General features: G+C 39.1%; 11 protein-coding genes and 1 pseudogene. All 12 read left to right on the forward strand.

The annotated features are described in order from the left end of the window. The 12 genes and pseudogenes from ODZ84_RS21920 (at position 1) to ODZ84_RS21975 (ending at position 14271) form a co-directional block, all read left to right on the forward strand. Positions 1-1599: a RagB/SusD family nutrient uptake outer membrane protein gene (locus ODZ84_RS21920; protein WP_266174599.1), complete on the forward strand. Its 1599-nt coding sequence runs from the start codon at positions 1-3 to the stop codon at positions 1597-1599. A 20-nt stretch (positions 1600-1619) separates the two neighbouring features. Further along, positions 1620-2696, forward strand: coding sequence for a SusF/SusE family outer membrane protein (locus ODZ84_RS21925; protein ID WP_266174600.1), 1077 nt, complete (start codon positions 1620-1622; stop codon positions 2694-2696). A 103-nt stretch (positions 2697-2799) separates the two neighbouring features. Then, on the forward strand, positions 2800-4962 hold the full coding sequence (locus ODZ84_RS21930; RefSeq protein ID WP_266174602.1) for a glycoside hydrolase family 97 protein: 2163 nt from the start codon (positions 2800-2802) through the stop codon (positions 4960-4962). 88 nt (positions 4963-5050) lie between these two features. Beyond that, on the forward strand, positions 5051-5305 hold the full coding sequence (locus ODZ84_RS21935; protein WP_266174603.1) for a hypothetical protein: 255 nt from the start codon (positions 5051-5053) through the stop codon (positions 5303-5305). Positions 5306-5374: 69 nt separating this feature from the next. After that, the gene (locus ODZ84_RS21940; RefSeq protein WP_266174605.1) at positions 5375-6616 is read left to right on the forward strand and encodes a radical SAM protein; all 1242 of its coding nucleotides are present in this window, start codon (positions 5375-5377) and stop codon (positions 6614-6616) included. Further along, complete coding sequence (locus ODZ84_RS21945; protein ID WP_266174607.1) at positions 6613-7443, forward strand: hypothetical protein; 831 nt, start codon at positions 6613-6615, stop codon at positions 7441-7443. Before ODZ84_RS21940 ends, ODZ84_RS21945 begins: the two co-directional genes overlap by 4 nt. 5 nt (positions 7444-7448) lie before the next feature. Continuing rightward, positions 7449-8324, forward strand: a complete 876-nt coding sequence (locus ODZ84_RS21950; RefSeq protein WP_266174610.1) for a hypothetical protein — start codon at positions 7449-7451, stop codon at positions 8322-8324. 15 nt (positions 8325-8339) lie between these two features. Next, positions 8340-9497 carry a pepsin/retropepsin-like aspartic protease family protein gene (locus ODZ84_RS21955; protein WP_266174611.1) on the forward strand — a complete coding sequence of 386 codons (1158 nt, stop codon included), beginning with the start codon at positions 8340-8342 and terminating at the stop codon, positions 9495-9497. A gap of 95 nt (positions 9498-9592) precedes the next feature. Next, a pseudogene (locus ODZ84_RS21960) lies at positions 9593-10576 on the forward strand (bile acid:sodium symporter family protein). Between the two features lie 40 nt (positions 10577-10616). Next, on the forward strand, positions 10617-11660 hold the full coding sequence (locus tag ODZ84_RS21965) for a succinylglutamate desuccinylase/aspartoacylase family protein (RefSeq protein WP_266174612.1): 1044 nt from the start codon (positions 10617-10619) through the stop codon (positions 11658-11660). A gap of 123 nt (positions 11661-11783) precedes the next feature. Continuing rightward, on the forward strand, positions 11784-13640 hold the full coding sequence (locus ODZ84_RS21970; protein WP_266174613.1) for a glycoside hydrolase family 13 protein: 1857 nt from the start codon (positions 11784-11786) through the stop codon (positions 13638-13640). A gap of 118 nt (positions 13641-13758) precedes the next feature. Beyond that, positions 13759-14271 (forward strand): nuclear transport factor 2 family protein, encoded by a 513-nt coding sequence (locus tag ODZ84_RS21975; protein ID WP_266174614.1) that lies wholly within the window; start codon positions 13759-13761, stop codon positions 14269-14271. The last annotated feature ends 28 nt before the right edge of the window (positions 14272-14299 follow it).

Genomic DNA, 14299 nt, shown 5'->3' on the forward strand with positions numbered 1-14299 from the left:
ATGAAAAACAAATATTTATATAAAAAACTAATTATAGGATCTATTACATTAGGAACTTTAATTTCAGCAGGGTCTTGTACAAGTGACCTGGAAAGAGAGCCTACCTTAGGCTTAACTTCTACAGTACTTTATAAAGATTTTAATAATTATAAACCTGCATTAGCTAAGATTTATGCCGGTCTTGCCATTGGAGGACAGGGTGACCAGAATAATGGTGACGGCGGAACTGATATTGGAGGTATTGACGGAGGGTTTTCAAACTATCTTCGCCAGATGTACAGCATGCAGGTACTGACAACGGATGAGGCGGTTATAGCCTGGGCAGATGCCGGCCTTCCGGAAATGCATAACATGACCTGGAATGCTTCTAATCCCTTTATAGCAGCAATTTATTACAGAATGTTTAACGTCATAGCAGTGAGTAACGAGTTTATTAAAAATACCACTGACGAAAAATTGTCTACCAATGGAATTACAGACGCTAATCTCACGGAAGCAAAATATATGCGAGCAGAAGCACGTTTTCTGAGAGCTCAGTCTTACTATCATGCGTTGGACTTATTTGGTAATGTTCCTTTTGTAACAGAAACTACTGATATTATTAATAACCCTCCTCCAAGAATTGCAAGAGCCGAACTCTTCAGTTTTGTGGAAAGTGAGTTATTAGCATGTGCTAATGAGTTAAAAGATGCCAAATCCAATGAATATGGGAGAGCTGATAAAGCTGCAGCCTGGGCACTGTTAGCCAGACTTTATCTTAATGCAAGAGTATATACAGGAACAGAAAGAAATACAGATTGTATTACCTATTGTAACAAAGTAATTGCAGCCGGATACTCTTTGAAGTCTAATTACGGTTCATTATTTATGGCTGATAATAATGTGAATAATCCTGAAGTTATTTTGTCCGTAAATTATGATGGTACCCATACAAGGACGTATGGAGGTTCTACTTTCATGGTACATGCAGCAGTAGGTGGATCAATGCCTGCTTCTCAATTTGGTATCAACGGAGGTTGGGGTGGTATGAGAACTACAAAATCTTTCGTAAATCTATTTAATGGGATGCCTAATGATAAAAGAGGGAATTTTTATACCGCTGGTCAAAATCTCGAAATTAATAATTTAAGCACATTCACAGACGGATATGCTTTCATTAAGTATAAAAATATTAAATTTTCAGATGGCACACAAGGATCTGATGCTACAGGTGATTTTGTTGATGCAGATATTCCTTTATACCGTTTGGCAGATATTTACCTTATGTATGGCGAAGCTGTTGCAAGAGGTGGAGCAGGTGGAGATTTGGCGACAGCAATTGGATATGTAAATGCTCTTAGAACAAGAGCAGGTGGCAATCCAGTAACAGCCGTTAATACAGACTTCTTTTTAGATGAAAGAGCCAGAGAATTATCTTGGGAAGCAACAAGGAGAACTGACTTGATCCGTTATGGTAAATTTACTTCGGGTACGTACCTGTGGCCTTGGAAAGGAGGAGTGAAAGAAGGTAAATCGGTGGAGGATTACAGAAGTTTATTTCCGATCCCTGCTAATGATATTGTAGCTAATCCTAATTTAGTTCAGAATCCAGGATATTAATTCAAAAAGATACTACTAAAATGAAACATTTATTTAAAATATTAATCATCGCTTTTGTGAGTTTTCTGGTTATTTCTTGCGAAAAAGACGAAGATCAGGCCATTATTACAGAAACGACAAAAGGTAAAATCTCTACGGATAAGACCACTCTTATTCTGGATAAAAACAATCCGGATGATGTAGCGCTTAATGTTACGTGGAGTAAATCAGCATTTGACGTACCTGTAGTTTTTACGCAACAAGTACAATTTGGAATTAAAGGAAAGAATTTTGAAGGTGCTTCCAACGTTGAAGCTATCAATTCCCCTATAACGTTTACAAATAAACAACTTAACAGTATTGCTTTAAGTTTAGGTGCAAACTCTAATGTTGTTGCAGAGATTGAAGTAAGATTAAAAACCCTGATCGGAGCAGCTCCATTCTATTCAGAAGTTGCTACCTTATCTGTAACGCCTTATCTTTTAGGACCGGTATACAATTTCACCGATTTATATCTGATTGGCGATGCAACATCAGCCGGATGGGATAATCTTAAAACAAATACAAAATTTGTCCCATTACAGAAATCAGCTACTGCCGGGGTGTATTCATATACAGGCTATTTTGCTGTTGGTGGATTTAAAATGATAAAAACACCTGGAGAATGGACCGTTCAATACGGTTTAGGATCTTCTTCAGGGATTCTAAGTACGGATAGTGGATCAGGCAATATCAGCGTTACTACAGCCGGATATTATAAATTAACAGTAAATACCACAACACTAACTTATACATTTGCTCCAGTAACCCCACCTACAGCTACTTATACTTCAATTTCGATGATCGGAACGGCGTCAGGTGATTGGAGCACAGATGTGGATCTTCAGCAGTCAACCTTTGATCCTCATATTTGGGTTAAGAAAAATGTACTATTAAATTCCGGAGAGTTTAAATTCAGAGCTAATCATGCATGGACAACAAGCTGGGGAGTAGCTGAAGAGTTTTTTGGAATAGCAACAACGAGCGGAGGAAATATTCCTTTAACTACTTCTTTTACTTACAATGTATATTTTAATGATATTACAGGCGGGTATACTGCAATTCCGTACTATCCTTAGTGAAGTAAATATATAGTTAATATAAATTTAATCTGAATTTACATAGCAAAGTGCTGCTTAACAACAGCACTTTTTTTATTTTTAAAGTTTATAAATAGTCATTATGAAGAAAATTACAGTTGGAGCAGTTTTGCTCTCAATGATGTTTGCGGGTGTTAATGCACAGTCTTTAAAATCGCCGGACGGAAAATTCGAAATGGATTTCCAGTTGAAAGGCGGCATTCCTTACTACGACCTTAAATATAACGGCAAAACGGTAGTCGAAGATTCCAAATTGGGACTGAGGCTATTTAAAGATACTTCCATAAAATTTGCTTCAGAGATTGCAAAACCGGAAGATGCTAAATTTGATCTGAACAGCGGATTTACTAAAACAGCAGAAAAAAGAGATTCTAAAAATGAATCCTGGCAGCCTGTTTTGGGAGAAAAGAAAAATTATATCAATCATTATAATGAACTGGCGGTAACCCTTAACCAGGCAACTACCGACAGAAGCATTATTGTAAAATTCAGATTGTTTAACGATGGGCTTGGATTCAGATACGAGTTTCCCCAGCAGAAAAATCTGAATTATTTTGTGATCAGGGAAGAAGATTCTGAAATAGATTTCCCGTCCGATATGAAAGCCTGGTGGATGGTGGCAGATTACGATTCTCAGGAATACCAGTATCAGGAAACAAAAGTTTCGGAAATTCCTGCAAGATGGCCGAAAGCGGCAGATGCCAACGCTTCCCAGACCCTAATTAAGAATGCCGTTCAGTCCCCTTTAATGCTTAAAAAAGAAGGAAAAGAACCATTATATATTAATGTTGCAGAAGCTGCTGTTTTAGATTATCCGGCTTCCCACCTGGAGGTGGATGCTCAGAACTTTAAGCTGAAAACCCATCTTACAGCAGACAGACAGGGAGCGAAAGGTTATATCCAGACGCCTTCTGTAACGCCTTGGAGAACTATTATTGTGGCACCCAAAGCGGAAGAGGTAATGGATTCGAAAATGATTTTCAATCTTAATGAGCCTACGAAGTATACAGATACTTCTTACATTCACCCGACGAAATATATGGGCGTATGGTGGGAAATGATCATCGGGAAATCCCAGTGGGCTTACGGACAGCCGGAATCCAATGTTCGTCTCGGACAGACTGATTTTGCAAAACTTACACCCAACGGAAAACATGCGGCCAACAATACCAAAGTTAAGGAATATATAGATTTTGCAGCAGAGAACGGATTTCAGGGATTACTGATCGAAGGCTGGAACGTCGGTTGGGAAGACTGGTTCGGTCATTCTAAAGAATTTGTTTTCGACTTTATCACGCCGTATCCGGATTTCGATATCAAAATGTTAAATGAATATGCGCATTCAAAAGGAATCAAACTGATCATGCACCACGAAACTTCCGGTTCCGCAACGAACTACGAAAGATGGGCAGACAAAGCATTCCAGCTGATGAATAAATACGGCTATGATGCTGTAAAAACAGGATATGTAGGGGACATCATCCCAAGAGGGGAGCACCATTATTCGCAGTGGACTATCAATCACTTCTACAGAATCGCAGAAAAGGCGAACGAGTACAAAATTATGATTAATTCTCACGAATCGGTTCGTCCTACAGGAGAAAGCCGTACCTACCCGAATTATATTTCAGCAGAGGCGGCCCGTGGAACAGAATACGAAGCGTTCGGAGGAAACAATCCCGATCACCAGACCATTCTTCCGTTTACCAGATGGATGGGAGGTTCGATGGACTATACACCGGGGATCTTCCAGACAAAACTGGATTACTACTTCCCGGGAGATACGCGTTTTGTGAAAACTACCCTTGCAAAACAGCTCGCACTTTATGTTACAATGTATATGCCCCTTCAGATGGCAGCCGATTTACCGGAAAACTATAAAAAGCATATGGATGCTTTCCAGTTTATCAAGGATGTAGCAGCCGATTGGGACGATACGAAAATTTTATCGGCAGAACCGGGAGATTATGTCATCACGGCAAGAAAAGCAAAAGGTACAGATACCTGGTTCGTTGGAGGGATTACCGATGAAAATAAACGTGAATATACCGTAGATTTTTCATTCCTGGATAAAGGTCAGAAATATGAAGCAACCATCTATGAAGACGGTAAAGATGCAGATTATATCAACAATCCGCAAAGCTATAACATCTACAAAAAGCAGATTACAAGCAAATCGAAAATCAATTTCAAAATGGTAAGAAGTGGTGGTTTTGCTGTAACGATCAAGAAAGTTAATAATTAAATTTTTAATAAAAAATGTTTTTTAGTGTGAATTTAATTTTCTATATTTGGTGAGATAAGTAAATTAATAACCCTTTAACTCATCTTTTATGAAAAAGAAATTTAAAATCACGAGTAATCTTGAACAAAAAGAAATTCTAAAAAAATCAATCCAGAACTCGGAAAATGAAAATGTAGATCTTTACAAATCCATTTTCGGAGGAATCAACAATTTAGGCCTTGTTCCCGGAACAGGAGGAGGTGGTGGAGTAATCATAGCGCCTCCGGGAGGAAGCTGTGATGTCGTAGCCATTTCAGGTGCATCAGCTGCTTATGACAGGCATGATACATTTTTAAGAGCTTAATTTACTGATTTTTAAAACTTTAGTTCTTCGCTGGTAAAATAGCGAAGAACTTTATTTATTTATAGAGATATGGTTACTTCTTTTGTTCTGAAGGTTGCAAGCAGATGCAACCTCAACTGTTCGTATTGTTACATGTATAATCTGGGAGATAAAACATATCTCAAACAACCCAAATTCATGTCGCTTGATACGATGACAACGTTCGCAGAAAAACTGTCACGCTACAGTGATCAATATGGCCTGAAATCCTTCCAGATTGTTTTTCATGGCGGTGAGCCCTTATTATATCCCAAAGAATTTTATAGGGAAAGCATAAAAATATTCAGAGAAAAACTCAGCGATTCCTATTTTGATTTTGTGCTTCAGACCAATGGTGTAGGTCTGGATGAAGAATGGTACCATCTGTTTAATGAATTAAGCATCCGGGTCGGTGTCAGCATAGACGGACCTAAAGAATATCACGATAAATACCGTGTTTTTCATAACGGGAAGGGATCTTACGATGAGGTTCGGACTGCCATACAGCTCGGTTTGGATAAAGGGATGCACGGCGTGTTATCCGTTGCCAACCTGAATATCAGCCCGAAGGAGCTGTACCAGGAATTTAAAGACCTCAATATTCTGAGTTTTAATCTTTTGCTTCCCGATGGGCATTTCGACAAACTGCCGGATGGTATCATCAGGGAAAAAGTTAATACCAGCGATTATACACCCTATGCCGATTGGCTGATCGAACTTTTTGCCATCTGGAAAAGTGATCCGGACCGGCCGAATATGAGGTTCTTCAAAACATTAATTCAGCTTATCGCAGGTGAAGAAGTGGGAGATCAGGTGCTCGGACTGAAAAAGAATGGGGTGGCCATCCTTGAGACCAATGGGAATCTGGAAGTGGCAGATTCTATAAGAGCCTGTTATGAGGGGATTACAAGAAATGACATTAACATCCATACCCACGAGATCGACGCTGTACTGGAAGATCCATTGTTTGATATATACATCAATTCCCACCAGATGGTTAACGAAAAATGCCTTAACTGTCCCATTTATGACATATGTGGAGGTGGCTTTCTTCTGAACAGGTATTCGAACGAGAATGGGTTTGATAATCCTACCATCTACTGTCACGATATGATAAAACTGGTAAGCTATATCCAGAATGACCTGATAAACAGTCTTCCTGAAGAGGTTTGCGAAGAAATGGATCTTACCAGGGTTTCTTATCACGAAATTGTAGAAGAGCTTGAAAATACAAGAGCGGTTTCCGTTCAGAAAAATATTAAAGATAAACTATTAGCCTACAGTTTAGCATGAGTTTAAAAAAAGGAATCAAAGTATATCCCTGCGGTATTCAGGACATTAAAGATCAGATTAGCATTAATTCGGGAGTAGGTCCTGTTACCAATTCCAATTCTGAAATCGAATATTACAGCAATGCCTATCTGCCTACGATGGATTGGCGTGGTCTTACGGATTCGGAATACAGAAAAATTTCTACGGCAGATGCCGGCAGTAAAATATTTAACACACTGGGCGTGGGTGCTATTCCGGAACAGTTGAAGGATCTATTTGAAAAATTAAATCTCAATGACTGTGAATCTCTTTTTGACGTCCCAAAGAAATTTCAGGAAAATGAAACACTCACAAAACAGATTAATGAATTAACCAATGTTTTTCTGGATGAGAAATCTTTACAGAGAAATTATAAGTTTCACCGCATCGCCAGATCTCTCCCCGATATGCAGAGTACGACCTTCCATCATTTGGGTCAGAACAAATTTAAATATACAGGACTGCATATTGATAAAAGCAGCTTTTTCACTCCTCATACTGCTTATAAGTCGGGGAACAGAATTTCAATCAATATAAGCACGGAATCACGCTATCTGTATTTTATTAATTTAACACTACGGCAGATCTATGGGGAAGTGCAGAAAAAATATGCGGAGAAAATAACGTCTGACAATATTGTTGAACAGTTTTTTAATCATTATCCCGGATATCCCGTGCTGAAGCTGGAAATAAAACCTTACCAATACTATATTGCTCCTACGGACAATTTCATCCATGACGGTACAACGCTCGGGAATAAAGGCTTTGACGTCACCATGGTCTATGTCGGAGTATTTGATAAATACTGAATCCCATGAAAAAACTAAAACCAGGAATTAAAATATACTCAGATCACAACGGCGGAACCCTGCAGATTAATTCAGGAGTTATTCATCATAGCCAGCAGGAGCCCAACGAATTTATTTTCAGAGGTGAAAGGTTTCTGCAGCAGTATGAACCCGAAGCCCATCTGCCCAAACGCGACTGGCGTACACCCGATCCGCAAGAATATAAAATCATTAAGGGTGATCATAAGAACAAAAAAGACTACAATTCCGTATTTACAGGAGAACTGCCTGAAAATATCCGTCGTCTTTTTACTGAACTGGATCTTGGGACAGCAACTTCCGAAGAAGAAGTCTTTGGTAAATTCAGACAGAATAAAGAACTCGTAGACCAGATCAATATCCATATCAATGAGTTTTTGCAGCAGATTTCTCTTGCCCCGTTCCGGTTTATGAGTCTTGCCACCAACTATGCCAACAGCGAAATCGTATCCCTGAACAGAAGAACACTGTCCGAAGGACAATCTATCGCTGATCTTCAATTTATAGGAGTTCATAAGGACAGCTCAAAAAATATGACCCTGCATACCGCTCATAGATTCGGAAACAGAATAACATTTAATTTAGGAAAGGAGTCGCGCTATTTACTCGTAACGAATCTCTCGATGCGGCAGGCATATCATATGATTAAAAGAGAAATAGACCTGAAAGAAAATGACGTAAATAATAAAAACATTACTTCGTATTTTATGAAGCTGTTTCCGGATTATCCTATGCTGAAAATAGAGCATAAACCTCATCATTTTTATATTGCGCCTACCGATAACTGTTTTCATGACGGGTCTACGCTTGGAAGTACATCCCTGGATATCGTCATGATCTATCTCGGTAAGTTTTTAATTTAATCTACTTTTTTTCACATGAAATATACTTTAGCTTTTTTACTCTTAACGATTTCGTACCTTCAGATTATGGCTCAGAAAAAACTTCCTGTCGTAAAAGCTAATTCATCCAAAGCCATCATTCTGGAAGAAGATACCGGGCTGAAAACCGACTGGAATATCGATCCTTCTGTAAAACCAGATGTATACACCGTCACCAAAATAAGCAAAGGCTCCAGAACGGTAAAGATAAAAACAGATATCGACTCCATCAGAATTACGGTGAAACAAGGCGAGAAAAAAGATTTTATCATTCTTCTTAAAGATAAAGATTCATGCCTTACACGAATCGAAAGCGCCGTTCCCAAAAATTTCAGTACGGTACGTCCTGCTTTTCACGACAGCATTCGTCTCGGAATCAATGAGCAGAATACCATGTTTGTAAAAACGCTGCTCAATAAAACAGATTCTCTGGTTCTTAATTTTGATACCGGAAGCAATAACCTTTCCCTGACCCGGGAAACGCTCAAAGATAAAATCAAAGAACAGCTCAAAGGAAGAGTCAATGTCCTGTCTATCGGAAACAAAAAATACGATGGCTTCAGAATCTATCAGGTTGAGCTATCGGGACATGGCACCGATGGGAGATTTGGCTGGGACCTGTTTGACGGAATGGTAGTAGAACTGAATTATGACAAAGGAATAATGGTGGTACATTCTGAACTTCCCGAATTTGTAAAAAAAGATAAGGCATATCAGCCGTTGGATATCATCTATTTTGATCAACTGTTCTTCGTTGAAACAACCATAAAACAGGGGAGAAAAACGCTGAAAGACTGGTTTCTGTTCGATACAGGATACCAGAGAACCGTAATGCTGGATGGTCCTCTGCTGAAGGAGCAGCAATTTCCGGCCGATCAGATGAAAATAATAAAAAAAGTAGTGATGAAGGGAGGACAGGGGAATGAAATCCCCGTTATCACAGCGAATCTGGAATCCCTGAGCCTCGGAAAATATCATCTTAAAAACATTCCTTCCCAGGTTCTTTCTGAAAGCAGACCGGTAAAAGATAAAAAAATGAATATCCTGGGCAACGAAATTTTGAAGAGATTTAATATCTTTCTTGATTTTCAGCATAATGTCATTTATCTGAAGCCCAATAAACTCTTTAATGATGCCTATATTGAAAAGCAGTAAAGAAGCGGTAAAATAAATATTCCTTAACTTTATCATCCTTAAAGCCTTCGTACCTTTAAGGATTTTTTTATTTATAAATATTTTATTCTTATTTAATGATGATGTTGACTAAAATTTTTAACAAGCAGAATCTCTTTCTTCTTCTGTTAATCGTAATGGTCTTGATGGCAAAACTGGTCCCGTTTCATGAATCCTACAACCGGTATTTCAACCTTTCTGCTTTTATAGACTGGGGTATCGCCGGGATTTTCTTGCTGTACGGACTTAAACTGAATCTGAAAGAAGTCATAAAAGATATTTCCAACTGGAAATTACATCTCCTGATTCAGTCCGGAACTTTTATCCTCTTTCCACTGCTTGTCCTGCTGTTTTACCCTTTGGTAAACGGTTCGCAATATGAGAATGTCTGGCTTTCGATATTTTTTCTCGCGTGTCTGCCATCCACGGTTTCATCATCCGTAGTGATGGTGTCCATTGCCAGAGGAAATGTAACTTCAGCTATTTTTAATGCCTCGATTTCAGGATTAATCGGTATTGTGATGACACCACTCCTGATGAGCTTTTTCCTTGAACCGGATTCAGGATCAGGAAATCATGGTGAAGTTGTACAGCAATTGCTGATGAAGGTCTTATTACCTATCGTACTGGGAATACTCTTAAACCCCGTTTTTAAAAAATGGGTCACAAAGTATTCTGCGGTGATCGCCGAATTCGACAGGCTGATCATATTATTAATTGTGTATGAAAGTTTTTCAACAGCATTCATAGAAAAAATATTCGTATCCGTACCTCCCATTGTATTTTTAATCCTGGCGCTGAGTGTGGTCTTCCTGTTTTTTGCCGTTTAACATATCCTGCAGTTTTTTGCCGGAAAAATGAAATTTAATACCGAAGATATCATCACCTTCACTTTCTGCGGATCAAAAAAATCCCTGGTTCACGGCAGTCTTTTCTTACTGGTATTAGGAATCCCCGACGACCGGAAGGTGCTGTTTCTGCTTCCGGTCATGATATATCACAGTTTCCAGTTATTTTATGTAAGCTGGCTGGCCAATAAAATTGCACATAGAGCTTCTTGAGTTTAAAATATATTTAATTATCTTTATTTCCATGAAAAAAATGAAGAGAGCAGTGCTGGTATTTTTGATGATGATAATGAGCGTAAGCTCCAATGCACAAAATATCATCCAGATCATAGGACAGAACGGGCCATTCAGAAAAGACACGGTTATAAATCTTAAAAATAACTCTGAACAGACCCACCTTCCGGTTTCCATTATCAAAGGAAAAGAAGCAGGACCAGTCTTCAGCATCGTAGCAGGAATTCATGGTTACGAATATCCACCTGTTATTGCGGTTCAGGAACTGTTGAAAGAAATAAAACCGGAAAATGTAAAGGGAACTTTAATCATCGTACCCATTGCCAATATGGAAGCTTTTCGGGAAAGAACCCCTTTCCTAAATCCAGTAGATCGTAAAAATTTAAATACTGCTTTTCCGGGATCACCTGCCGGAACGGTCACGGATCAGATTGCCGATGCTCTTACCAAAGAAATTATTTCCAATTCCTCGATCTTTTTAGATATTCACGGAGGTGACGCTAATGAAGACCTGCTGCCTTTCGTATGCTATTATGACCGGAAAGATACCCCTGAAAGTACTCATCTTGCTTATCAGCTGTCGGTACAGTCGCAAATCGGTTATCTGGTTTCGTATCCTTATCATTTAACCTCATCCGAGCCTGCAAAATATGCTTTTAAACAGGCAACTCAGCAGGGAATTACAGCATTGAGTATAGAAGCCGGAAAACTGGGAACCGTACAAAATGAAAATGTGAAACTCATTAAAACTGCGGTTTACCATATGCTGGAATATTCCGGAAATTACCAGGGAGGAAAATTAAAACGCTATAAGAAAAAAACGCCTGTTTATTTAAACCGGCAGGATTACGTTCGTGTTCCTGAAACCGGAATCTTTTACAGTAATTTAAAAAGCGGAGATACCGTAAAGAAAAATCAGATTTTAGGCGTCATTACCGATGAATTCGGAAATAAGAAGCAGGAGATCATTTCAGGTACAAACGGAATTATTTTATATAAAATAGGAACTCCGCCCGTAAATAAAGGCGAAACCCTGTTCTGTATCGGATATTCGGAAAAATAGTTTAGAAATTGATTTGGCCAAGCTGTATATAAGCTTCGTGTAGCAAATTGTATTCGCCATGCCCTCTTAAATCCGCAAATGTCATGTGACCTTAGCACTAAAACAAAAGTTAAAATAGTAAAAATGAAAAAAATATACACCATCATCGCTCTTTCAGGCGCCGTCGTTGCTTTTGCGCAAAAACCTATCGACAAAGTGGAACCCGCTTTCTGGTGGAAAGGAATGAAAAATCCCGAACTCCAGATTATGGTTTACGGGAAAGATATTGCGAACAGCGAAATAGAACTTTCAGACGGGGTTCGGGTGAAGGATATTCAGAAAACGGAAAATCCGAACTATGTTTTTATCACCGTGGATACCAATGAAATCAATGTTCAGAAATTTAAAATCAACAGTAAAAAGGGCAGAAAAAATACAGGTTCTTATACCTATGAATTAAAGCAGAGAAATCAGAATTCTGCCGACCGAGAATCATATACCTCAAAAGATGTCATGTATCTTATCATGCCGGACCGTTTTGCCAATGGTGATGAAAAGAACGATTCCAGCCCGGAACTGACGGAAAAAGCAAACCGGAGCCTTCCCAATGGGCGACATGGCGGAGATTTGCGCGGAATTATCAATCATCTTGATTATATTCAGGATTTAGGGGCAACGGCAGTATGGCTTACCCCGGTAAATGAAGATAACGAAAAAGTATATTCCTATCACGGATATGCGCAGACCGATTTATACAAAATAGATGCCCGATACGGAACCAATGAAGAATACAGGGAGCTTTCCCAAAAATTGAACAGGAGAAATATGAAACTGGTGATGGATTATGTCACCAATCACTGGGGAATTTCACACTGGATGATCAAAGATCTGCCGACAAAAGACTGGATTCACCGGTTTAATGACGGTGAAAACGGTTTTAAACGGTCAAACTATAAAACGACCACTCAGTTTGATCCCAATGCTTCTGAAATTGACCGGAAAGTAGCGTTGGACGGCTGGTTTGATACCACAATGCCTGATATCAATCAAAAAAATCCGTTGGTTTTAAAATATTTAACCCAGAATGCCATCTGGTGGATCGAATATGCCGAATTGGGAGGGTTCCGGGTCGATACCTATCCTTACAACGATAAAGAAGCCATGGCAAAATGGGCCAAAGCAATTACCGATGAATACCCGAAATTCAATATTGTCGGAGAAACCTGGTTAAATACAGCCGGACACATTTCGGCATGGCAGAAGGATTCAAAAACAGGAGAAGCAGCGAATTATAATTCCAACCTGCCGTCAGTCATGGATTTTATGCTGTACGGGGATATGCCGAAGGCATTGAAAGAAAAAGAGGGCTGGGATACCGGAATGAACCGTATTTACAACAGTCTGTCCAGTGATTTTCTGTATCCTGACATCAATAATGTGATGGTTTTCTTCGAAAATCACGACACCGAAAGATGGAACGAGATTTTTAACGGTGATCCGAAAGCTTATAAGCTGGGACTTACCCTGATTTCAACCGTTAGGGGAATTCCGCAGATCTACTATGGCTCAGAAATCGGGATGCGTGGCGACAAAAATAAAGGAGGAGATGCAGATATCCGCAGAGATTTTCCGGGCGGCTGGAAATCTGACCGTAAAAATGCCTTCCAGACATCCGGCCAGACTCCTGAGCAGAAGGACTTTCATCAGTTTACACAGAAACTGCTGACCTGGAGAAAAGGCAAAGAGGTCATCCACACCGGGAAAACTAAAAATTTCGTTCCGCAGAATGATGTTTTTGTGTATTTTAGATACAATGAAAAAGAAAGTGTCATGGTCGTTCTGAATAATAATGAGAAAGAACAGGTTTTAGATCTAAAACATTTTGCAGAATCTTTAAAGGGATTTTCAAAAGGAACAGACGTCATTTCGGATCAACAATTTTCATTGCAGAATACCTTAACCATCCCCGCGAAAACATCAATGGTTATTGAATTGAAGTAATCGGAAAGAACAAGTTAAATTACCTGGAACCTTTACTTCAAAAAAAAATAAAATAATAATCTCAAACCTGACAGGTTTCTGAAACCTGTCAGGTTTTATTTGAAAAAATAATTTCAATATGAAAAAAACAACAATATTCTTTACCTTCATCTTATGGGTCATGAGTTTTACAGCCGTCACGGCCCAGACAAAATCTGACATAGACAAAAAGGAAATCGGCACCATGCTGGATGGCTTTAATGTTGCCGCAGCAAAAGCAGACTATACAACGTATTTCAATTATTTTGCTGATGAATCGACATTTATCGGAACGGATGCCACCGAAGTCTGGGATAAAAAAGCATTTATGGCCTGGGCAAAACCTTATTTTGACAAAAAGAGCACCTGGAATTTTACGTCTTTAAAAAGAAATATTTATTTCAGCAAAGACGGAAAACTCGCCTGGTTTGATGAATTGCTGGATACGCAGATGAAAATCTGCCGTGGTTCAGGAGTGGTTGAAAAAATCAACGGATCCTGGAAAGTAAAGCAGTACGTGCTTTCTATGACGGTTCCGAATGAGGTGGTAGATCAGGTGGTGGCGGAAAAGACCCCGATTGAAGAGGCATTAATCCTAAAACTGAAAAAATAATGGCAGAGATGACAGGGAGGAGATACGG

Origin of the sequence: Chryseobacterium fluminis, assembly GCF_026314945.1 — a bacterium.
Taxonomy (GTDB): domain Bacteria; phylum Bacteroidota; class Bacteroidia; order Flavobacteriales; family Weeksellaceae; genus Chryseobacterium; species Chryseobacterium fluminis.